The organism is Sporocytophaga myxococcoides, from assembly GCF_000775915.1.
In the GTDB taxonomy this organism is placed as follows: Bacteria; Bacteroidota; Bacteroidia; order Cytophagales; family Cytophagaceae; genus Sporocytophaga; species Sporocytophaga myxococcoides_A.
Window position 1 is genome coordinate 661,321 of record NZ_BBLT01000001.1, and the last position, 25,480, is coordinate 686,800.

Annotated in this window: 12 protein-coding genes; 4 read left to right on the forward strand and 8 right to left on the reverse strand. The window is 35.8% G+C overall.

What is annotated here, in order from left to right:
• Positions 1-372 precede the first annotated feature (372 nt).
• Positions 373-9,834 (forward strand): Ig-like domain-containing protein, encoded by a 9,462-nt coding sequence (locus tag MYP_RS02665; protein WP_045458036.1) that lies wholly within the window; start codon positions 373-375, stop codon positions 9,832-9,834.
• A 192-nt stretch (positions 9,835-10,026) separates the two neighbouring features.
• On the opposite strand, the gene MYP_RS02670 is transcribed toward MYP_RS02665, so the two are convergent.
• Genes MYP_RS02670 through MYP_RS02685 form a run of 4 tightly spaced genes read right to left on the reverse strand, consistent with a single transcriptional unit; the run spans position 10,027 to position 18,180 of the window.
• Positions 10,027-10,758, reverse strand: coding sequence for a glycosyltransferase family 2 protein (locus MYP_RS02670; RefSeq protein ID WP_045458039.1), 732 nt, complete (start codon positions 10,756-10,758; stop codon positions 10,027-10,029).
• Between the two features lie 8 nt (positions 10,759-10,766).
• Positions 10,767-12,332, reverse strand: a complete 1,566-nt coding sequence (locus tag MYP_RS02675) for a hypothetical protein (protein ID WP_045458042.1) — start codon at positions 12,330-12,332, stop codon at positions 10,767-10,769.
• 3 nt (positions 12,333-12,335) lie between these two features.
• Positions 12,336-13,394, reverse strand: coding sequence for a PorP/SprF family type IX secretion system membrane protein (locus MYP_RS02680; RefSeq protein WP_045458044.1), 1,059 nt, complete (start codon positions 13,392-13,394; stop codon positions 12,336-12,338).
• A 4-nt stretch (positions 13,395-13,398) separates the two neighbouring features.
• Positions 13,399-18,180 (reverse strand): Ig-like domain-containing protein, encoded by a 4,782-nt coding sequence (locus MYP_RS02685; RefSeq protein ID WP_045458046.1) that lies wholly within the window; start codon positions 18,178-18,180, stop codon positions 13,399-13,401.
• Between the two features lie 870 nt (positions 18,181-19,050).
• On the opposite strand from MYP_RS02685, the gene MYP_RS02690 reads away from it, so the two are divergent.
• From MYP_RS02690 to MYP_RS02700, 3 genes are read left to right on the forward strand one after another with little or no spacing between them, the layout of a single operon-like run.
• Positions 19,051-20,709 (forward strand): nucleotidyltransferase family protein, encoded by a 1,659-nt coding sequence (locus MYP_RS02690; protein ID WP_045458048.1) that lies wholly within the window; start codon positions 19,051-19,053, stop codon positions 20,707-20,709.
• Positions 20,706-21,068: an HAD hydrolase family protein gene (locus MYP_RS02695; RefSeq protein ID WP_045458051.1), complete on the forward strand. Its 363-nt coding sequence runs from the start codon at positions 20,706-20,708 to the stop codon at positions 21,066-21,068. The genes MYP_RS02690 and MYP_RS02695 overlap by 4 nt, the downstream gene beginning before the upstream one ends.
• The gene (locus tag MYP_RS02700) at positions 21,065-21,799 is read left to right on the forward strand and encodes a glycosyltransferase family 2 protein (protein WP_045458055.1); all 735 of its coding nucleotides are present in this window, start codon (positions 21,065-21,067) and stop codon (positions 21,797-21,799) included. The genes MYP_RS02695 and MYP_RS02700 overlap by 4 nt, the downstream gene beginning before the upstream one ends.
• Here the strand turns inward: MYP_RS02700 and MYP_RS02705 are convergent.
• From MYP_RS02705 to MYP_RS02720, 4 genes are read right to left on the reverse strand one after another with little or no spacing between them, the layout of a single operon-like run.
• Positions 21,796-22,737 (reverse strand): alpha/beta fold hydrolase, encoded by a 942-nt coding sequence (locus MYP_RS02705; RefSeq protein ID WP_045458058.1) that lies wholly within the window; start codon positions 22,735-22,737, stop codon positions 21,796-21,798. The genes MYP_RS02700 and MYP_RS02705 overlap by 4 nt on opposite strands.
• A 21-nt stretch (positions 22,738-22,758) precedes the next feature.
• Positions 22,759-23,367, reverse strand: coding sequence for an acyltransferase (locus MYP_RS26870; protein WP_052429910.1), 609 nt, complete (start codon positions 23,365-23,367; stop codon positions 22,759-22,761).
• A 21-nt stretch (positions 23,368-23,388) separates the two neighbouring features.
• Positions 23,389-24,309, reverse strand: coding sequence for a glycosyltransferase family 2 protein (locus MYP_RS02715; protein WP_045458061.1), 921 nt, complete (start codon positions 24,307-24,309; stop codon positions 23,389-23,391).
• On the reverse strand, positions 24,302-25,480 hold the full coding sequence (locus tag MYP_RS02720) for a sugar transferase (RefSeq protein ID WP_045458063.1): 1,179 nt from the start codon (positions 25,478-25,480) through the stop codon (positions 24,302-24,304). The genes MYP_RS02715 and MYP_RS02720 overlap by 8 nt, the downstream gene beginning before the upstream one ends.

The following is a 25,480-nucleotide window of genomic DNA, read 5'->3' on the forward strand; positions in this document are numbered from 1 at the left end:
GACATAATACTGTATTCGTCTATTTGTTTTGTTTTGTTTTTTTTGCTTTGTCCTAGTTAAGTTGTTGATATTTAATTGATTTTAAATTATAATTTGTATAAAAGGTAGAAATATTAGGATAAGAATCATGTTAATGTCTTAGATAGTTGAATTTTCTACGTTGGATTATTTTTTTTCAAGGATTAGTACTATTTGTCTTATTTTTCGACGAATAATAATGGTTATGTAATTTTTGTATTAAAAAGAGGAGATATTGAAGTGGAGATAGATCTTACTTTTGTCTTATCGGGACTTATTATAAATTTTTAGATTCACACATTTTAAAATTCTAGTTTGAAAAAAACAATTTTCACTAAACGTTTACAAAACTTTATGAAAAAATTTTTATTCTTAATCCTCTTTTTGTTGGGGATAGGTATTATCCATTCCAAAGCTCAATACAGTGCTATTTCCTGGAGTTGGAATACAAAAGCGTTTGATTCTCTCTTTTTTAAAGGGTCAGCTGCAGTAGAGAACTATACAATGCCATACAGGTTATTGAAGCCGCAGACTTATAACCCCTTAGATCAGGGAACCCGTTATCCTTTGGTGATAATGCTTCATGGTAAAGGGGAGGGGATGGGCACGGATTGTAGTACCCAAAGAGGAATAAATATTTGCCAACTTGGTTGGGGTGGAAAAATGGAGCTGGATTCTGTAGGGAAGTATCCGGCTTTTTATGTTCACCCGCAAACGTTTGGAGGAGGTTGGTCTTCTTCAGATGGTAGTGGTGATTACACCGTGAATCCTGAAAGACCAATGGCTGTTTTGATTGAACTTTTGGATTATCTATTCAGGACTTATCCTGTAGATTTAAATAGAGTTTACATCCACGGCTTATCAGGTGGTGGTCAAGGTGTGTGGGAAATGTTATTTAGATTTCCTGGCTTGTTTGCCGCAACATCACCTCATAGTGCAACAGGAAACCTGTATTTAGCTCAAAACATCATTTATAATCCGATCTGGACTGTTCAAGGTCAGACCGATACAAATCCGCGTCCTGAGAATTCGATTAAAATGATGGATTCGTTAAGGAAATATGGAGCTTCTCCGATTCTTACTTATGATGCTGCATTAAATAAACAAGTATGGCCTGCAGTTAGTAATGTCGCAGGTAATCCTATTTATACTTATGTACCCAATGTAGGGCATGATGCATGGACAACTTTATATAATAGTCCTGTTTGGTTAAAGTGGATGTTTTCACAGAGCAAACTTAAAATTAAAGTCTGGAACAATGGTGATCTAGGTATTTGCCAAAATGCAAATGACAGCAGATTATTAGGTATTTCACCGGGTTATGAGGAATATGAGTGGAGAAAGGATGGGATGGTCATTGCTAATTCAAACTCTCATACATATACAGCTACAGAACCAGGTGCATATAGTGTTAGATTTAAAAAGAAGCAATATTATTTCAGTGGGGCAAGTGTATGGACCGACTGGTCAGAACCAGTAAATATTATTTTTAAGGCACCTACTTCGCCAGTAACTATAATCCAATTAAGCAGTACTGCTCTTCCTTCACTAGACGGTAAAACATCCGTTACTTTAAATGCTCCATCAGGTTATTCTTATTTATGGTCCACAGGAGCTACTACACAAAACCTTACTACTTCAACGGCTGGTACTTATACTGTTAGAGTTACTTCTCCAAATGGCTGTCAAAGCGTTCCTTCTGCACCGGTAATAGTGACAGTCGGAAATCAGCCTAATAGACCTGCTGCTCCTGAAAACCTTACTGCTGTTGGAATTTCTACTAGAAAGATAAAACTTTTCTGGGAAGATAAATCAAATGATGAAAGTGGATTTGAGATTTATCATGCAACAGCACCAGGAGGACCATACGTATTCAGAAAATTAGTAGCCTCAAATACTGTTACTTATGAAGATGATCAACTAATTCAGAATAAAACATATTATTATAAAATAAGAGCGATAAATAATAATGGAGGGTCTTCATATTCTTTAGAGAAATATGCAAAAACTTCTCCTGATAATATTATTCCGACTACTCCTCTTAATTTAACCATTACTGCAAAAACCAGTACAAGTGTAAGTTTGTCCTGGACAGGAAGTACTGATAACTATGGATTGAGTAAATATCTTATTTATGCAAATAATACAGTAGTTGCAGAGGCAAATGCTTCTCCTTTCACCGTAACCAATCTTAACAGGGATACTTATTATGCTATTACGGTAAGGGCACTTGATAATGCTGGATTACTTTCAAATCCATCCAATCAGGTTTCCTTCTCTACCAACATGCCAGGGTTGGATTATTCTTACTATGAAGGTAACTGGAGCATGCTTCCTGATTTCAGCACGCTAACTCCGGTTAAAACAGGTTCTATATCCACTTTCTCCTTATCTCCTAAGATAAAATCTGATTATTTCGGATTTAGATTTACAGGCTATATCAATATAACTACTGCCGGTACTTATACTTTCTATACTAATTCTGATGACGGTAGTAAACTTTATATTAATAATAATCTGATTGTTAATAATGACGGTGCCCATGCTCCGCAGGAAAGATCTGGTACTGTAAATTTACCGGTTGGTAAACATGCTATTAGAGTAGATTTTTTTGAAATCGGTGGTGGTGAACAATGTGATGTTAGTTATTCAGGTCCTGGAGTATCAAAAATGATAATTCCTAGTTCGGTCCTATTCACGGGAACAGGTGCTACTTCTTCTACACCTCCGGCAGCTATCAGCTCATTATCAGCAGCAGCAGTGAGTTCTTCTAAGATTAAAGTTACATGGACTAACTCAGCTCCAAATGTAAACTTTGAATTATATAGAACTAATTCTGGAGGAACAACCAATACACTTATTTATACAGGAAATGCATTAACTTATACTGATTTTGGATTAAATGCATCAACAAAATATTATTATAAGGTAAAATCAATTACACCAACAGGTGAAACTGCTTATCCTACAATTGTAAATGCAACTACAACTGCAAAGCCAGTAGCACCTAGCGCTCCAGGGGCTCTGGCTGCTGAAGTGTTATCTTATTCTCAGGTTAAATTGACCTGGACAGATTCCAATAACGAAGATTATTTTGTTATTGAAAGATCTGAGTTTAATTCAAATAACTTTACAGCAATTGATAGTGTATCGGCAAATACCTTAACATACACTAATACAGATGCATATTCAAATACTTCTTTTTATTATCGTGTAAGAGCGAAAAATGATGGTGGCTATTCAGGATATACTTCAATTGTTAATGCAGTAACAGCGAAAAACATACCTCAGGTTCCAACAAACTTATCGTCAGACGTTAAATCGGCATTGAAAATCAACCTCTCATGGACTGATAATGCGACGAATGAGGATGGGTTTATTCTTGAGAGAAGTTCAGATATAAATTCAGGATATGTTGTACTTGCTACATTACCTGCTAATACAACTACGTATACTGATAAGGGAGTGGAGGGAGCAACTTATTACTACAGATGGAAGTCTTTTAATGCTCATGATGGTATATCAGAATATTCAGCTGTTCTTACAGTACTTGTGCCTCAGGCTCCATATGCTCCAAATGCTGGCAGCTGGAGAATAGCAGCTGATGAAGCTGCAGATAACGGTGGCGATGCTAACTTCATCACTGCCCTTAAAAATAAACAAGATTATCTAACAAGCCTTACCGTTGCCCCAGGAGCTACCAGAACAGTTTCTGTTAAACTTCCAGCTTTATCAAACGATGGTATGTTTGTGTTTAATATTGAAAATAACATTGAGTCAGTTCCTGTAACAGCTTTCACTTCTGACAATTCAACAAACGGTGTTGATGGAAACTGGACAGCAGTTACAAGTCCTTATGTATCTTCATATGAAAATGACCTTCAGAAGTTTGATATTCCTCAGGCTTATGGCGGAAAGTGGATCAGACTATCTTTCAAAAACAATTTCACTGGAAATGTGAGATTGAAAGAATTTGGTCTTTATCAATTCTCTCAAACAGGAAGAGATAATTATTTCCTTATCTGCGGTGCATCTATAGAAGAAGCATGGGGAAGCCATAATGAAGTTAAAAAAGAAATTGAAGCAGCTTTCCCAGGTCAGGGGTATGAGCCTGTCATTTTCAATATTTCAGTAAGTGGTCAGAACGTAGGAGGATTAGCATCTACTATTGATGCAATTCTTGCAAGACACCCTCATGCATCATATGTATTTATCCATCAGGGAGGTAATAACGTTACGCCTAAGAGGCCATTCCAATATTCGGATTTTTATAGTACCTATACAAAGAACCAATTTGTCGGCCAGTTCAATAAAATTGCTGAGTCCATTATAAATGCTGGTAAACTTCCATTCTTCTCAAGAATTTCTTACCGTGATTATAAGACTGAACCTAAAGTTAATGGTGGTCTGAACCAAGAAGTGGGTTCACTACCTTTTAACATATTAATGGATGATTTAATCAAGAAGTATTCTCCTGAACTTTACGATTTTGCAGAGAAAAAGGGGAGAATAGATATGTATGAGCTTACTCTTAACAATCAAGGGCTTCTTACTCCTTATGATGGGATTCATCCATTGGTTGGACAAACAGATAAGTATATTAAGTTCTTTGTAAACACAGCGGTTAAATATATTTATAAAGGAGTTTGGAATACACCAGTACCATATACTGAATTTGTTCCGAATCTGCACGCTAAAGCAACTACAGCTGTTGAAGCTGCTGAATACAGCTATAAAGGTATCGATTGGTACAATGCCAGAATATTAACAGAACAGATTGGTAATTCTTCTGTAAGAGTTCCATTGCTTCAGAGACTGGAGGCTATTGATACAAATTATATACCTGCTGTACCTGTGATTGCTAATGATGTAGTAGCTTCAGCTGTGTCATACAATAAGATTAATCTGAACTGGAGTGATCTATCCAATAATGAGTTAGGGTATGAAGTTTATAGATCTGCTACTCCAGAAGGCACATATGCTAGGATCTTCGTTTCAGCTAAAAATGTTACTTCTTACACAGACTCAACTTTAAATCAGACGACGACTTATTATTACAAGTTAAAAGGATTTAATAAAGGTGGGGCTTCTGTATTTTCAAATATTGCATCTGCAACGACACCGGTAAAACCATTTATAAATACACCTCCTACCTTTACTGCAATTGTAAACCCTACTGTGAAGGAAGCAAATACATTGGTTATTCCTATTAAGACAAATGATGTTGATCCAGATCAAATTACACTGAAAGGTTACGGAATCCCTGCATTTGCAACATTCGTTGATGATCTTAATGGTAGCGGAAGAATTATTGTAAATCCTGGATTAAGTGATGCCGGAACTTATAATATCTCTCTGACTTCCAATGACGGTCAGGGTGGAAAAGATAGCATATCTTTTGTTCTGACTGTTATCAATAATGTGATAGAGACAACTGTTCACAAATTACATACAGGAGGTCCTGCAATAAGTACTCCTCCATTTGATTGGGCAGCTGATACTAAGGAGGCTCCGTCTCCATACTTGGATCCTGCTACTCAGAACTTAACTCAGACTTTTACATTTAATGCAGTCAACAACACGGATGCTCCAAATGCTATCTATTCGATGTATAGATATGTTCAGAATAACGTTCCGCTTCAATATAATTTCCCTGTTTCCAGTGGATATTACAAAGTGAAATTGTACTTCTGGGCGAGAGTTACTGGCGTTGGACAAAGAGTGATGAACGTTAAGCTTGAAGGTACTCAGATGTTAACAAACTTTGACGTTTATGCAGAAGGAGGAAATGATCCGATCATGAAAACTCTGTACGTAAATGTTACGGATGGTATATTGGATCTTGACATTTTAAGAGTTACTGGTAACTCAGTAATTAGTGGGGTCGAAATTGTTAAAGTTGAAGAGCCTGCTCCAAATCATAATCCTGTAATAGATCCTATTGCAGATTTGTTCTTGAATATTTCGAATAGCGCTAATATATCAATAAATACATCCGATGCAGATGGGGATATAGCTTCTCTGTCTGTTTCAGGTCTTCCTGCTTTTGCTACATTTACTAACAACGAAAATGGAACTGGAAATATCATATTTAATCCTTCAGTTGAGTATGTTGGTAATTATGTAATTGTAGTTACTGCAAATGATAATAAAAACGGAATAGCAACTAAAGCATTTACCGTAAATGTTAGTACAACTGTTCCTGAAAACCATAATCCTGTAATAGCAACAGTAGATCCACAGACTGTTACGATTCCAAATGTTCTGACATTTGGTGTATCTGCAACAGATCAGGATGCTGATCCTCTTACCTTGTCTGTAACTGGATTGCCGTCTTTTGCTACATTTACTGATAATGGAAATGGAACAGGAAGTGTGACTGTTACCCCAGGTACAAATGATGCTGGTGTTTATACATTTTCATTAACTGCGGCCGATAATAAAGGGGGGGCAGTCATTCAGGAGATATCAATTACAGTTAATCCTGCACCAAATCAGAATCCAGTAATTGCTCCAATAGCACCTCAGGCTGTTATAATACCGAATACTCTAATTTTAGGTCTTTCTGCAACGGATGCCGATGGAGATGCAATTGCCTTGTCAGTAAACGACCTTCCATCATTTGCAACCTTTACAGATAACTTAAATGGTACTGGATCTCTCATCTTGAATCCTTCAGCAGGTAGTGAAGGTGCTTATGAAATTACTTTAACCGCTACGGACAGCAAAGGTGGCACAGCTACTCAGATAATTTTGATAACAGTAAATGCAGCTGCTGTGAACAATAATCCAGTAATTGCTCCAGTTGCACTTCAGACAGTTACTATTCCTAATAGTCTTTCAATAGGAGTATTTGCAACTGATGCAGATGGTGACGCTATTACACTTTCTGTTAGTGATCTACCTTCATTTGCAGTGTTTACTGATAGTACTAATGGAAAAGGATCAATCGTTTTAAATCCTGCAACAGGCAATGAAGGTGCTTATGAGGTTTCTCTAACCGCAATAGATAACAAAGGCGGTACTGCTACACAGTTAATTTCAATAACCGTAAATGCAGCGCCTGTTAACCATAATCCAGTAATAGCTTTGATTGAACCTCAGACAGTTACTATCCCTAATAGTCTTGCAATTGGAGTATCTGCAACTGATGCAGATGGTGACGCTATAACACTTTCTGTTAGTGATCTACCTTCATTTGCAGTATTTACTGATAGTACTAATGGAAAAGGTAGTATAATAGTAAATCCGGTTTTGAGCACAGAAGGGGTATATTCATTGATCCTTACTGCTACAGATAGCAAAGGAGGAACATCTTCCCAAACAATTACAATTACTGTAAATGCACCAAGTGTTCCGGTAAATCATAGCCCTGTATTGACATCAGTTCCTGCTCAGACAGTAACAGCTCCAAATACACTCTCTGTCGGCATTTCATCTTCAGATCAGGATGGCGATGTTATTACATTGACTGCTACCGACCTTCCTTCATTTGCAGTATTTACTGACAATGGAAATGGAACCGGAAGCCTGGTATTTAATCCGTTAGTTTCAAATGCAGGAAATTACAATGTCACTATAACCGCTATTGATTCAAAAGGAGCATCGTCAAATATAGTCGTAGCTCTTACTGTACAGGCACCTGTTCAGTCTGATATTATTGTTTATAGAGTTAATGCGGGAGGTACGGTAATTACGGATGCAGTCCTTGACTGGGCTACTGATACAAAAAATTTACCAAGTCCATATCTTGATTTAATTGAGAATTCAACAAACCTAGTTTCAGGCTCAGCAACTTATTCAGGAGTCAATACAACAGGTGCTCCTAATAATATTTTTGGATACTATAGATATAGCACAACTTTACCATTGCAGTACAACTTCCCTGTAACAAACGGAACATATAAAGTGACTCTTTATTTTATTCCGAAAGTGGCTGCGGCAGGAAACAGAGTTGCTAGAGTTATGTTAGAAGGAATTGCAGCGGGGCCTAATATAGACTACTATGCAGAAGCTGGTGGGGATCTGCCATTCAAAAAGACCTATCAGGTGAATGTCACTGATGGTGTGCTTGATTTTGATCTGGTAAGAGTAAGCAATAACCCTACACTTTCAGGTATTGAGGTAGTATCAGTAGGAGGAGGAACTCCTGTTAATCACAACCCTGTTATTGCGTCGATTGGTATGCAATCTGTTACAGTTCCTGCTAGTCTGACTGTAAATGTTTCAGCAATGGATCAGGATGGAGATGCAATTACGTTATCTGTAAGCGGTTTACCTTCATTTGCCAACTTTACGGATAATCTTAACGGAACAGGAACAATTGTAGCAAATCCTGGAACAAGTCATGCCGGAACCTACAATTTGGTTTTAACAGCTACTGATAGTCATGGCGGAACAGCAACTCAGAATTTTTCAATAGTTGTAAATGTTCCGGTAAATCATAATCCGGTATTGGCAGCAGTAGCTCCTCAGACTGTTACTATTCCAAACAGCCTTACAATCGGAGTATCTGCAACAGATGAAGACGGTGATTTGATTACCTTATCTGTAAGTAACTTACCTTCGTTTGCTGTATTTACAGATAATGCCAATGGGACTGGAAGTATTTTGGTTAATCCTTCTTCAAATACAGAAGGTTTATATAATGTGACTGTTACTGCAAGTGACGTTCACGGAGCTTTAGTATCTCAAGTAATTACAATTATTGTTAATTCTGCTGGCGCACCTGTTAATCATAACCCTGTAATTGCATCAATTGGATCTCAGTCCATAATAGCTCCAAATACTCTTGTTATTCCGGTTTCGGCAGTGGATCAGGATGGAGATGTTATTACTCTTTCTGTTAGCAATTTACCTGCTTTTGCAACATTTACAGACAGCTTAAATGGTAAAGGAGGAATTGTAGTAGCGCCTTTTGTTTCCAATGCAGGAACCTACAACCTGACTATTGTTGCCACAGATTCCAAAGGAGCTTCTTCAAGTCTGGTATTCTCAATAACTGTAAGCGCACCTGTTGTTGCAGATCAGATAATTTACAGAGTTAATGCAGGTGGATCAGTTATCACAGATCCTGTCTTTAACTGGTCTGTTGATACAAAAAATTCACCAAGCGCGTACCTTGATTTAGTAACAAATACTACTAATCTTGTTTCAGGATCTGCTACTTATTCAGGAATTAATAATACAGATGCTCCTAATGACCTATTCGGGTACTACAGATACAGTACAACATTACCGCTAGAGTATAATTTCCCAGTTGTAAACGGTAATTATAAAGTGAAGTTATATTTCAAGCCTAATGTGGCTAATCTGAAAAACAGAGTGGCAAGTATTGCATTGGAAGATGTAGTCGTTGCTCAGAATATGGATTATTATGGAGAAGGTGGTGGAGATTTACCATTCCAGAAGACATATGTGGTTCAGGTAAATGATGGAGTTCTTAATTTTGATTTAATCAGAGTTACAAACAACCCTTCTCTTTATGGTATTGAGATTTTAGCTACTAGTGAAAATCCTCCAGTTAGATTTGCTCAGTTTGCATCCTCTTCTGCAATAAGCAATAATTTAAATGTGAGTTTTTCTCCAAATCCTGCATCAGATATCCTCAATGTAGAGTTTAATGAGGAGATCGATCAGCCTGTTAAGCTCTCAATGATTGACGAAATGGGTAAAGTTGCTTTTGAAATTCCTGCGGAAACTTATTCAATGGGAGCAGTTAGATTAGATCTTTCTAACCTGATACCTGGAATGTACCTATTGAATATAATAACTGAAGACGGGAAGAATAAAATATTGAAGGTTATAAAAAGATAGATTGAGGTTTTAATATGATTGCATAAGGCCCGGAAGTTTATACTTTCGGGCTTTTTGTTTTAAGTAAATCAGAAAATTATTTAAAGAACTTTTATTGGTTCATTCACAAAGTCTTTAAATAAGAGTTTGGAAGGAAGATGAATACAAAAAAGCCTGAATGGGATTATTCAGGCTTTTATAATTTTAAATTTATTATTGAATATTCAGTTTTTTCTTTAATTCTCTGATATATTTAAAGGTTCTTATAGATACTTTGATTCTGGTCTTTAAACTTCCACCACCTTTGGCTTCTCCAAATTTTCTTGTCTTAAATACAACAGGAATTTCATAAATGGTTCCATATTTTGTAGCAAAATACTGGGCATAAAGATCAAGTGAAAAGTCATATGGAGCTTTGTTCTTTAGATAGGTGATATAAAAGTCTTTGCTGAATACTTTTGGTTGTGCTCCTATATCAACAAGCTTAACTCCAAGCTCGGCTGACGCTATCAATTGCATCATATAAGTAAAAAATGCAGGTCCCCAGGCTCTGTTTTGTCTTTTGCCTTTTACAAATGCCCTGGAATTATTGATTTCTTTAAATTTCTCATATGCAATGATTACATCAATAGGATCTGTTTGTAAGTCAGCATGCGTCCATGCTAAAACATTTCCTTCAGCAGCATCTAATCCGGATAATATGCCAAAACCATATCCCTTATTAATTTCAACTTTTACTGATCTGAACCTGGCATCATTGATTTTACTGAATTCTTCGATCAAAACTTCGGATGAATTATCAGTTGAACCGTTATTTACTAATATAACTTCTATATTTTGTCTTTCTTTTAATGCTTCCCTGAATTGACTAATAATATGAGGGATATTCTTAGCCTCATTGTAACAAGGAACTATAATTGAAAGATCTCTTTCAGTTGAACTCATGAACTAAATTAATTTTTCTGGTAAACTTCGATAAATGAATCGCCTTCTTTTCTAGGAGAAGGGAAGGTATCAATCAATTTATACTTTGAGCGAAGGACATCTCTTGTTTTTTCAGGATAAAAATTGTCAAGCGAAGGTACTTCTTCAAATAAAACAAGATCAAATTCATTATTTAAAATTCTTTGATTCACTTCATTGACTTGTTTGTCAAACATTCCAATGTTAAGATGATACCATAGTGGAAGGTCTGTGACGGGCGTATATTTTAATTCATAAGATAATGGAGTAAGTTCAGACATATTAAGAATCTTTAAGTCTTGTCCTTTTTTTCCAAGATCCATTTTCAGGATTTTATGAAGCCCTTCAACAGTCTTTTCAGGCATAGAAACCTTTCCAAAGGATTTTAAGCCAGTAAGAATCCATGGGCCATTATCAGCTTTTTTCTCATCTTTAACTCCTATAGCAGGCCCATCGGAGATTTTCAAAATCCTGCCTGCATATTTCCAAAACATAGCCGACCACCATAGGAATAAGCAGAGAATGAATATTGGCAGAACAGTAATTTTTTCGAATGTAATATTCAGGTTAATGTTTGTTAGAAAAAAGGCAAATGCAAATGCATGAAAGTAAGTAGTTGTATCCGATGGCAGTCTGCTTGTAACTTTAGTAATTAAAGTCTCTGCAATGATGCCAATTGTTATAAGGGCAAAGAACACTGCTTTTTTATCTTTAAAAAAAGCAGATATATCCTTAAGTTTATAAAGGATGATTATGATGAATATAAGAATATAGAATTTCTCCCAATGTGACTCACCCAGAAATGAATTAAGGAAGTTTATGGATTTTAATCTGGACTGATGCGGTGGTTGCCCATAGTTGAACCAGTATCCGAATCCATATTTGAGAAAAGGTTTTATCACAATAAATCCTGTCAGAAATGTGGCGCCAACATATATAAGAATAGGGGCAATTTTTCTTTCGTAGAAGAGATTTAAAATAATTAATGACAGGCAGAAAAAGAAAGCCAGTCCGCCATAGTCTTGCTTTGTAAAAAATGAAAGGAATGTAAAGACAGATGCAAAAAACAAAAAGCCTATTCTGAATTTACTTTTTTCCTGAAAGATATAATGAAGTACAAACTGGATAGCGAATAGTTCGAATACAAAAGCTGTATTGTTATACCAGGGCCAGAAGAAAATGAATGTATAAGAGAAGCAGAAAACCAACGTAGAAAAGAGAATTACAGCAGGTTTAACGTTAAGAGTTTTTAATATGGTTCTGAATGAAAGAAGTGAAAGTACATTGATTAAAAATTGAGCTTTCAATAAAGATGACAGAAATGGCCCAAAGATCTTAAAAAAGATTGTAGGAAATATAAAGAAACCAAATCCTAAAGGCATTCCGAAGTCTTTAAATGGAACCTGTCCCAGATAAAGTCTGTATGAGCCTTCCCAGGTCAGATACAAATTATCTCTGAATGGCAGTGTGAAGAATAATGGAAATATTGAAAAAGCAATGATGAAGAAAAATTCGATAAAGAAAAGTTGTCTTTCTGAAAATCTGGATTCTAACATTGTTTATACCTTGGGAATATTGAAAATTCGTTGTTTGGGTTTAAAAGGAGTAACTATTAATGAAAGTTCATACGCGCCTGTTCCTCTATAGTTCCTGGTGAGCGAAGAGGAGTTAAGATCATAGCTTAATCCCATTGAATAATAGTTATTACCAAAACTTACTGTAAATATAAAAGAATCCTCAATTCTATACCACATTCCAAATCTAATCTCATTCGGGACAAGCGGTTTTGAAGCGGGTTTATAATAAAATTTTTCATCAAGGAGGTAATAATGAAGACTTAAGCCTAGATTGATTTGTCTGAAGCGCTCCTGTAATTGAACTATTGTATTTGGAAGAATATAAACTCTGTCTTTCAATTTAGTTTCCAGTCCTGCATTAAATTTATAAAGAATTGGTAGCCTTTCATTCGATGCCTCATATAGGCCTAATTTAGGTCTGTTAAAGTGATAAACTGACATTCCGGCAAAGGAACTGAAATTTGCACCTCTGCGGCCATAGTTTCTCAGAGGATTAAAGTAATACATGATACCTCCTGTGAGATCAGGTCTTGAACTTGTATGGTTTCTGAGATTAACATCCAAATGTGCATTTGGATCTATACCTTCAGGTGAATATTGGCTTCCCCATTGCAGCTGATCATAATTGACGCTTTTTTGAATAAATCCTATCTGTGCTCCAAAAAGCACATGATGTAATGATGCCAATGGAAGATCATATGATCCGTTAACGCTTGCTCCAAGAGTTTTCATAATTCCATCTCCTGTTTTGTCATTATTGATTGTCAGCCCAATGGCTCCGTATGGACTTCTTGTTTTACCTGGTCTGAAAAACGGATTTATTACAGATACCTGACTTGTGGAATAAGGCGTTCCTATATTTTTCCATTGAACTCTGTGATTCATAGAAACAGAAAATCCACTATATGTAGCAGATAGAGCAGGATTTAAATATAGAGCAGCAGGATAAAACTGTGAAAATTGAGCATCCTGAGCTTTACTAATTCTGGTGAATAATACTGCAACAATAAAGAGTATGCTTAAGCTTAGTTTAAATTTCATTATTCTACCTGATTAATGTAATAGTACCAGATTTTTCAATTTTTTTCCCATTATCTTCCTTTGCTTTTAAAACATAGGTATATGTGTCCATTGGAGCGTTGTTCCCGTCCCAACCATTATTTTTGGCCTCAGATAAATCAGTTGTGGAGTAAAGAACTTGTCCCCATCTGCTGTATATGGTAAAGCTAAAGTCTTCAGGAGCCAATTTTCCATAAACCTTTATTACTTTATTTTCAGGGTTGGTTTCATATGGGCTTAAAGCATTCGGTATCCAGTATGATTCCCGAGCTTGTAATGCAGTATCCTTTACCAGGATTTGTACCTCTTTGGATATTTCACAACCATTTACATCAGTAAGAATTAAAGCTGCTTTATAAAGTCCTCCTTGAATAAAATTATGAGCCAGGAGTTTCTCTTCAGATGATGTTCCATCACTTAAAGACCATTCGAAGGATTTTATTTTTAAAGGATTGAGATCTGATTTAATAAGGAAGTATACAGAATCCAGTGTTGTGGTTTGTATAGTATTTCCGCTGCCTGATTCAATAGTATCATTCACTGTTATGATGTCAAATGTAACTACCGGAATTTCCATAATGGATATTGATATACTGGAACTGCTTTCCCCTCCCTTATTATCATAGGCAGTAGCAGTAATAATATTTGGTCCGGGATCAAGATTTCTGACAGATAAAGTATATGGTGCTGATAAGTCAGTACCTATCATTTGATCGTTCGCATAGAATTCTACTTTGGTAATATTACCATCTTCATCAGTTGAAGTGGCAGTCAATGATATTTCAGAGCAATAGGAGTAGGTGCTGTTGGAGCCAGGTGAAATTATGTTGACAATAGGAAGTTTATTGGGACTGTTTATTTTAATCACCACTTTATTAGATGTGTCTCTTTTTCCATTATCTTCTGTAACCACTGCATAAACTTCAAAATTACCTTCAAGCGAATTGCTCCAGCTATATTGATAATCTGGAGCAGAGCTTTCTCCGATTTTAATATCATTTGCATAAAATTCAATTTTTACTCCTGCGTTGTCCGGGTCTGTAACTTTTGCAGAAAAATCAATGGTTGAGCCAAATTCATAATTACTATTTATTTGAGGAGAAATCAACGAAACGATAACTGGCCTCTTGCTTATGGAAATTAGTACCGGTGCAGAAGCAACTTTGGCTCCATCATTGTCAGTAGCAAATGCTACGATTTCATAATCTCCGATAGGAGCATTAGTCCACATAAATGATAAATCAGGATAAAAACGTGTTGCGCTCAGAACTCCATTAATATAATATTCTACATTTTTTATTGAACCGTCAGGGTCATTTGCATCTACATTTAAAAGAATTGGTTCAGAAAATTTAAATGTGGTGCCATTTGAAGGTTTCGTAATAGATATAGAAGGAAGTTGATTACTTACTGTAATCTGAATTGTTTTAGAGTCTTCTTTATTTAAGTTGTCAGTTGCTTTTACTGTTATGTTATAAGTGCCTAATGGAAGGTTATTAACTGTCAGGTTATATGGAGCAGAAGGAGCGGTTCCTAAAAGGGAATCATTAAGGAAAAATTCTACTTTACTGATCGAGCCATCGCTGTCAGTTATAGTGGTGTTGATTAATACAAGGTCATCAGAGTCAAACGTCTGATTATTAGCTGGGGTATTGATTGTTACAACTGGAGGTGCATTGTAAATAGTTATGGTTATCGGAGCTGATGTGGTTGTTTCATTGTCATCGTCCGTGGCTTTTGCCGTAATTACATAAACTCCTTCAGCTAAATTTGTCCAACTGAAATAGTATGGTTGAGTTGTGCTTTCTCCGATCTGTGAACTGCCATTGAATAATTCTACTAGAACAACATTACCATCTATGTCAGAGGCATTGACTTCAAAATTGATATTTCCAGGACTTAAAGTCTGATTATCGACTGGGTTGATAATGGTAATATCAGGAGGAATATTGGTGGTGACATTAACTACAATTTTAATTGCAGCAGATACGTTTTGTTTTCCAAGATTATCATAAGCAACCGCTGTGATGCTATATGTTCCATTCCGAACATTTTCCCAAGTATAGGAATAAGGGCCTGTAAGGTCTTCTCCTAAGATAGCTGTCCCATTATAAAAAACAACCTTACTTATAGAGCCGTCACTGTCTAAAGCTTCTGCTTTAATTTCAATATCAGCACCTGTCTCATATACTGATAAATTGGCTGGAGAGGTGATTTTTACAGTAGGGAGATTGTTTACAACTGTGATATTAATAGTTGTAGTTGCTGTAGCTCCTGCATTGTCTGTAGCTCTTGCAGTTATGGTATAGTTGCCTTCAGGCACATTATTCCAATTAATACTGTATGGAGCTGTATTATCAGATCCGATAAGATTACTGGTGTTATAAAAAAACTCAACTTTGGATATACTACCATCTTCATCTGCTGCAGTTGCATCAATTGTAATATTGGCACCTGGAGAAAATTTCGCATTGTTTAAAGGTGCTGTAATATTTACAACAGGAGGACTATTAGTAATTGAGAACTGGATTGGAAGTGAGGTTGTTGTTCCGCCTATATTATCAGTAGCTTTTGCAGTAATAGTGTAAGTACCCAAAGGGATATTCTTCCAGGTGAAAGAAAAGGGAGTAGTGGTTGATTCTCCTATTTTTGTAGTGCCATTAAAATACTCGACTTTCACGATGTTTCCATCAGCATCAACCGCATTAACCTTTAATTCTACATCGGTAGCAAATGGAAAAGAACTATTATTAGTTGGAGTAACGATGCTAATAGTTGGTAAAGTATTTGTAATCGTAACAGTGATAGCAGCTTTGGAAATAGCTCCATTGTTGTCTGTTGCTTTGGCAATTAGTTTGTAAATTCCAGTAGATAAGGGAGTCCAGGAAATCTTATATGGACTTACAGTGGAAGATCCTATTAAGATGGTATCTTTATTGTTTATTGTATAGTAAAACTCAACCTTTGTAATTGTTCCATCACTATCTGTTGCATTTGCTTCGATATTAACAGCTTTACCTGCAGCGCTGCTGCTATTATTTGCAGGTTTGGTTATAGTTATGACTGGTAAGGCATTTTTAACAACCAAAGTAATTGTCGAAGAAGCTGTGCCGCCTCCATTGTCTGTTGCTACCACTTTGATTGTATATGTACCTTCCTGTATGGTAGACCAATCAAAGCTATAAGGAGCAGTTATATCTTCACCTAGTTTTGTTGCTCCATTATAGAATTCCACTTTAGTTATCGAACCATCAGGATCATTAGCATCTACTTTTATTGATATAACAGAACCAGGTGCAAAGACAGCATTATTTAAAGGCTGTGTTATTTTTACAATAGGAGGGATGTTTCCAAATTCAAAAGCCCCAATATCGAATGCAGCCCCGGAAGGTCTGGGGGCAAGATCAAAATCTTTAGTAACGCCATACGAAGTTAAATCTTTCCCTTTGTCAATTGCAGGAGAGGTAGATTGCAGGTGTACATTATAGGGAGCTGTTCCGCTGATAAACTTTACGTCTTCAATTGTATTGGTCAAGTAATTATTGGATTCTTCAAATAAAGTGACATCATTAGCCCTCTTTAGAAGACTTCTGCCGGGCCCAACCTTTGCAATGATATTGTTATATACTCTTTTTGGTCCCCCTCCTGGTCCGAAAAAATTAAAACCGTCTAATCCCGCATTAATTATCGTGTTATTAAAAAAATTATAATATCCAACTCTAACAACTGCTGCACCATCCCAGCATACGAATCCATATTCTTTAGGGTTTATAATTACATTATTAAATATATCCTGATTCCCCATGGCATGGTTTTGAATACCATTTCCTGTCCCGTTCTCTATCCAGTTATTATATGCTTTTCCAGTTGTTCCTTCGCCAAGAAGTAGTCCTTCATTCTGGGTTTCCTCATTTCTCAGTCCATAATTTTTTATAATGTTATTGTATACTTCGCAGTCTTCGTCTGCATTTTTAATCTGAATACCGTCCAGCCCTGTATTTTCAGTGATGTTATTATAGACTCTTGCCCCGATGATTGAATGCGAGCGAACTGTTTTGGGGCAGGTTTTGGAAGGGTCATCCGGACATGGACAATTAATCGTTCCTTCTTTATACCATCCATAGCCCATGTAGATACCTTCTCCTCCTGTATCGTGGATGTAATTATCATGGATTATTGGATTGTACATGGTCCACACGCCTCTTTCTGCAGATCCATCGCATAATGGATTTGTTTTAATTCCGATCCCTGCAAACCCTGCTGTATCCGAATGAGTGTTAGGGCTGGCTCCTGCTATTTCAACATGGGCAATTTCAAAGTTGGTGGTGAATTCTTTAGCATCCATAAAAAAATGATTCTTATTCCTTGCTGTTATTTTAAAACCGTATTTAACAGCCGGATCACCGTTTCCAAGAAATTTAAAGTGTTTTGAATTTTGGAATATGACACCAAATTCTCTGGTATCTATCACCGTTTGACCTCCACAGTTTTTGATGATGATAGGCTGGCTTTCAGTCCCTGCAAAATTTAATATCCTGATGCCTCTGGAATAATGGATATTTTTGAAGCAGAATACATCTCCGGGTTTAATTTGTATATCATTAGCATTAACATACCAGGGAACTCTAAGGGTAATTTCTACTCCTTTGTTTAATACTTTACCATCGGCTTGTAAAGTGAAATCGCATCCGCAATCCTGAGCAGATAAGGTATTGAATATGCCAAGCAGGATGCAAAATAATAATATTAAAGAAGCTTGAAATTTCATGTTGTAAAAGTGCTATTAATAAAAGGAGGACTAAACAATTGGAGCTATTAATAAATTACTTCCTTTATGTAGGGTTTATATTTTTATATTTTTTATTCAATAAGTTATATTGACTTAAAGATATTACTTTTGTTTTATCTTTTCAATACCTGGGCTTATACGATAATTTTATTACATGTGTCAGTTTTCTGTAAAAAGTCAAATTTAAAAACTTGGACATTTTATGGAGGAGAATTGTAATGATAAGGGATGATTTTGATAGTGGTTTGAATTAAAATATTGTAAATTAAAACTTTAAGTTGTAAGGTTTTAGAATCTGAAAAGTAAAATTCAAAGTTAGATTCTCTGATTATTGAAAAAAAAATCTTTTTATTGGTATATATTAATACTTAATATCTTGAGGCTTTTTTTTAGATAAGAATGGTCTAACCACAAAACCTTTTAAAAGTAAAACGATGATGTTAATGAGTAAATACAGTCTGGTCGTCTTACAATTTTTATAATTTATAGTTAAAAGACTTTTAATTTAAGTTATAGTAGATTTGAGCAATGTAAGATCTGAGCAATACGAGCTGTAACCTTTATTTATTCAGTGATTGAAATATGAATTTCTTTAAATAGAGCTATAATGTCTGACTTAATTCTCATGAATAAAGATTGAGTTATCAGGTTAATATTTATTATAGAATTTTACAGTTTTTCTACTTTTTATTTTATATTTTTACAATGATGTATAAAGTTGGATACCACCCCTGACCAGCTTTATTCAGAGGTATATTGTTCAAAAGGATTAGAGATAATGCCTCGGGACTAATTAAATCTTTTTTAGCTATTAATCCGTTAAGACTTAGGGGATAATTTGAGTTTAATATGCAACAGAATAAGACTATCATTTTGTGTGGCGGATCTATTGATTTTTTAAATCTTCCCATCAATACAAATCAATCACATGCAATGATACCTGTTAATGGCAAACCCGTCATTGGCTGGATTCTAGATGATCTTTTATCAGAAGGAATAAATGAAGTAATTATAACAAGGAAGGCAACGGATTTTCAGCTTTGTGATTTTTTAATCAACTCCTACAGAAAAAGAATGAAAATTACCCAAGTACCGCTTCTTTTCAATGGAAATATATTGGATTCTCTTCGGGCAGGATTGGACTTGGCAGCTACAGACGGAGAGGTTAAAGTAATACTGGGAGATACACTGATCTACGATTCTTATAAAGAAAAAGGAGATTATGTATATGTTCACGAGGTTAAAGAGTCGCACCGCTGGTGTCTTGCCAGTATCGATAAAGATGAAAAAATAATTGATTATATAGATAAAAAAGAAGACGTACCTGCACCTAATTTCGCATTATGCGGGTATTATAATTTTCAGAATGGCCAATATCTAAGAAAGGTTCTTGTTAAAGCACTAGCAGATGGAAAAAAGCAACTTAGTGATGTACTGAAATTGTATGGAGAAAAGTATAATCTTTATGCTATCAAAGCTCAGCATTGGTATGATTTCGGTAATATCGATAATTTGGTTTCTTCAAGACAAAGGTTATTGCAAGGAAGATTTTTTAATTCTCTGACAATAGATGGTGTTTTAAATACAATAACCAAAAATAGTACATACAATGAAAAACTGAGAGATGAACTGAATTGGTATTTTCAGATTCCGGACGAATTAAAGGTACTTACTCCCCGCATAATCAATCATAGTCATACGGATGAAACTATTAAGATAGTTCAGGAATACTATGGATATTCTACATTGTCGGAGCTATTTCTGTATGCAGACATTCATATAGAAACATGGAGATCCATCCTTAATAAATTATTCAGCATACATGGTAAATTCAGAGAGTACAAAGGGGAATTAAGCAGAGCTGATGTAAGTAAAATTTACAAAGATAAAACCCTTGAAAGGTTGGATACTCAGAAAGGGCTTAGTAGCTACTGGAACAACCTTTTATCAAAGGAGACTATTATCTGGAATGGAAAGAAATTAGTCAATGCATTTGAGCTAATCACTACTTTATCAGATTCAATTGAAGAGTTGATTGATCATGCAAACATTACAGTAATTCATGGGGATTATTGTTTCTCTAATATCCTTTTTGATATCAATACACAGATTACCCGACTTATAGATCCAAGAGGAAGTTTTGGGAAGAAAGGAATCTATGGAGATTCAAGATACGATATAGCGAAACTGAGACATAGTATTTGCGGGTTATACGACTATATCGTTTCTGATTTATTTACTGTACAGGAAGTTAGTGAAGGAGTGTTTGAAACTGCTATTCTAGCTTCTGAAACATCTTTAAGGCTTGAGAATATCTTTGATAAATTAATAATAGAAAACGGATATAAGTTAGAAGAAATAAAGCTTATTGAAGGACTCCTGTTTATTTCTATGCTCCCACTTCATAAAGACAAGCCTGAGCGTCAGAAACTGATGTATTTAAGGGGGCTTGCTTTGCTGAACGAGGTTGTCACGTTAATAAAAGAAAAAAAAATATCTGCATTATGAGAATTGTGATAGATCTAGATGGAACTATTTGTCCGATTAAGGAAAAAGGTGAATCTTATGCTGACCTTAAGCCATTTGATGGAGCTAAAGAGAGAATTAGAGAGCTGAAAGATGCCGGTCATTATATTATTATCAATACTGCGAGAAACATGGCAACGTGCGAAAGCAATGTGGGTAAGGTAATGAAAAATGTAGGCAAAATAACTCTTGATTGGTTAGACGAGCATGGAATAGTTTATGATGAAATATTCTTCGGAAAGCCTAATGGGCATGTATACATAGACGACAGAGCTTTAAGATTCTCCGGCTGGGATACAGTAACACAACCGTTAATCAATGAAATAGCCAAGGAAAGATGAAAGTAATCCTACCAATGGCAGGTCGTGGTTCCCGCTTCAATGGCAGCGGGTATAACGTACCAAAGCCTTTTATACCTGTTGAAGGTAAACCTATGTTTGCCTGGGCGATGCAGAGCATTGATGGAATTGATTGTTCTGAGCTTATTGTTATTGCTTTGAGAGAACATGAAGAAAGTTACAAATTGACTGATCTGATTTCTGAATTCGCTCCTGCTAATACAAGATTGGTTCTGATAAATGACGTTACCGAAGGGCAACTGTGTACAGTCCTTGCAGCAAGGGATTTTATCAATGACGATGAAGATATCCTTATTATCAGTTCTGATACAATTGTTATTTCAGAGATAGGAAAAGAAATCCTGAATAAGAGAGAGGGGTGTAAGGGGATTATTTCTGTTGCAGATATGCCTGGTGATAGATGGAGTTTTGCCAGGTTAAATAATGATGGATTTGTTGATTTAGTTGCTGAAAAAGAAAGAATATCTGATCATGCAAGTACAGGAATATACTACTTTTCCAGTGGGAAGGAATTTGTAAATATGGCCGAAGAGATTGTTAATAAAAAAGAAAAAACAAAAGGAGAGTACTATGTAATACCTCTTTATCAAAAGCTGATCAACAGCGGGTATAAAGTAATGATTTCGGAAGCTTCTGAAATGTGGGACTTGGGAACGCCAGAATCATTAAATACTTTTTTAAAAACGAAAGGCGGAAGGGTAGGAGGAGGTTAATCCTTTAGAAAACTTACTATGGCCGCATTTACTACATCAGGCTTTTCATAATTGGAAATATGTCCAGCCTGATCTACTTCCTGAAGTTTTATTGAAGGAAGTATTTTTTTGTATTTTTCACTTGCAGCTATTGGAACCACAGGGTCTTGTTTTCCCCAAATCAATAATACTTTTTTATTTCTCTCCTGAAGTCTTTCAATAGCAGGGGTAAGATCTTCTGCTAGGATATTTGACCAGGCTGATCTGGCGTCTGCTTTTACTCCTTTAAATTCTGAAAGGTACTTCAAATGAGATTCATATTCAGCCAGCTTTTTTCTATCAAAAAATTCAGCCATTTGCTTTTGGACACATCTTGGATACCAGTAGACGCTCACAAGGAAGTTTCCTAAAAGGGGATTGTCAATATACCATCTTTTTTTACCTGGATTTACAGCAATTGGAGAGATCAATACTATCCTATCTGTTTTTTCCGGATATTTATCCGCAAACCCTGTTGCGATGCTTCCTCCCATTGATACACCAATGACTTCAAATGGTCCGGACAGATTCAATGAATCTGTTAATTCATTGATCTGAGATACAAACAAATCAAGAGTCTGAGCTTCATTGATCCTGTCGGAAAATCCTCTTCCGTACATATCAAACTTTAGCACCTTGAAGCCAGAATCCACCAGAGCTTTATAATTTTTCTCCCATACATAATCGCCTATGACACTTCCTCCGTGAAGAAGGATTATGGTTTTAGCAGTATCAGGGCCCTCCAGAGTGTATCTTGTTATTCCTTTTGATAATCTGATAAACTTACCTGCAACTCCTTTTCTTGCAGATGTGTCCATTATTTTGGTTTCCTGACTAAGTGCGTAAAAACTATAAACACCAGCCAAGGCAATAATCGCTGTAAGGAAACCGATTATAAGAAATATTTTTATTTTTTTCATTTAAGAAAAGGAGAAGCAGGATTAATGGTGAAGCTTTTTGATCACCTTAGCCGGAACTCCTGCAACTACAGTGTATGGAGGGACATCTTTAGTTACAACTGATCCAGCTGCTATAACAGCGCCTTCCCCAACTGTGACACCTTTTAAAATCATTGATTTTGTTGCAATCCAGACATTGTCACCAATGGTTACGGAAGATGTTTTTCCGTCAGAAAAGTGATCTGTGGCACTGTGAAAGTCACTGTCAAGAATAAGAACATAGGGAGCAATCCTTACATTTTTTCCAATCGTCACTTCACTTTTAACAGTTATATGCACTCCATTAATTCTGGAATTGGAGCCAACAATAAATTTAGCCCCTTTATGTACATATATTTGAGTAGGGTTAAAGTTAGACCATATTCTGACTTTATCACCTAAAGAAATAAAACCCTTATTCTTGATGATAGGCTTTCCATTAGTGGAAACCATGGAGCCGATCTTATTGCATTTTCTTAAATAAAACTTTGCAGACACTAGTCTCCAGCCAGCACCGATAATTTCCTGTGTTATTTCAAGAAGAGAATTGTCTTTGTTCTTTTCTTTTAATTGTGAAAATTGTGCTCTAAGTATACTCGCAGTAGTAGTCATATGCTGTTGTTGGTTGAAAATTTATGCGATTGATTCAGTTAACTCAAAACTTTCCGTTTCACTTACATTAAAGTGGGTCAGATTCCAGGCTAAAGCCCTGTAAAAGGCTTTCAGATGGTCAAACTCACCTTTTGCTATAAACTTTAAAGTGTTTTTAGGAACTGATATGAAAAAGAAGAATAAAAGGCTGATCAGAAGTTTTATTCCAAATACATTTCTTCTCATAAATACTACTCTGTTTCTATTCATGTAGTAGGTTTTAAGGATACTGTTTTTTCCTACTGACATTGATTCTTTATGATAGATCTTGGTTACCCCTGAATAATAAATTTTAAATCCGGCTCTCTTTGCGCTTTCACACCAGTCGTGTTCTTCATAATATAGAAAAAACAATTCAGGCATGAGGCCAATGGTTTTTATGAGTTTTCTGGAAACCAGCAGTGCGGCTCCATGGCCAAGGAATGTTTCTCTTACGTCGTTATATTGTCCGTTATCAGTTTCCATACTGCCAATTTTTCTTCCTCTTCCGGTAAAGGGATTGATGGAATATGAACCTGCATATTGAATGATGTTAGTTCCGAAATAAACAATTTTAGGAGTAACCATTCCTATATCACTGTTGTTCTGCATCAATGCAACCAGAGGTTCCAGAAAATCTGGTTCAACCTCTGTGTCATTATTCAGAAAAAGAAAATATTCACCTTTGGCAGCTTTAATACCTAAATTATTGCCACCTGAAAATCCAAGATTTTGTTTACTTCTGATTAGTCGAACCTCCGGATAAGCAGCTATAGAAGACAGGTCTTCAGAAGATGCATTATCCACCACAATAATTTCTATATTGGGGTAATGAACCTTTTTAAGGGATTCGATTAATTCACAAGTAACTTTAGCCTGGTTATAATTAATTGAAATGATTGATACTAAAGGCTGGTCAGACATTTTCTTTCTGGATTAAAGCCGGAATCGTTTTCAAAATAATTTTTATATCATTTACAAAAGAATAGTTAAGGGCATAGTCGATATCAAGCTGAATACGTTCAGCCTCGGACATTTCGCCTGTTCCTCTTTTAGTAACTTGCCATAAACCTGTAATCCCGGCTGGAGCAAGAAAACGAGTCGTAAATTGGTCTGTTGTAATTTTTTCAGCCTCGTATAAAGGTAGAGGGCGATTACCTACAATGGACATATCTCCTTTGAGTACATTGAATAATTGCGGAAGTTCATCAATACTTGTGTTTCTGATAAACTTTCCAACACGCGTTACTCTTGGATCATTATTTATTTTGATAAATGTGCTTCCGTTTTTCAGAGTTTTATTTCTAAAATGTACCTTTTCACAAATAGCATTTCCATCAAGATAAACAATGGACTGACAGGAGATACGTTGCTCTTTGCACGAATCACAAAGTTCATTTTCTGCGATTAATGAAGCTTGTCCTTCTTTTTTATTGTACTGATTCAGGTGAGCGATATCTTTCAACTTACTATCCGCTCCAGTACCCATGGAGCGGAATTTATAAAAGTTGAAGATCTTGTACCCTGTTCCTACCCTTTTGGAGCTATAGAATATTGGTCCTCTGGATTCAATAACTATAAGTAAACCCAAAATGCAGAAAAATGGGAAGAGGAAGATCAAAATTGAAAGAGAAATGACAATGTCAAATATACGCTTAGGAAGCGGGATCTTATATGAAGCAGGAATGTTTGGCTGCTGTTCTACAACTTCACCAGGCTCAACAGGATTTGCAATAAGATAACGAACTCTTTTTACAAAGTTTTCTTTTTCAAAATTTGTAGGAAAAAGTTCGTTAACTCCTTGTTGGTGTATTTGCTTTTTTGTCTTTATATCAAGGTTATCAGCAATAAGGATAAAAGGAATATTCCTTGAAGCATTATGTGCTCTCAGTCTTTGAAACAGAGCAGTGCCTTTAGGACTCTCAAATGGACCTTCAGTAACAATTGCTTCAAAACCTTCATTTTCCTTTGATATTGAGTACAGTAAGCTAATGCTGTTGTCAAACCAACGAATACTAAATTCGTCCTGAAGTTTATCTGTTAAGCTTTGAATGAGGTCTGAGTTCGTCCCAACAAATGCGATTTTGGATTTCAT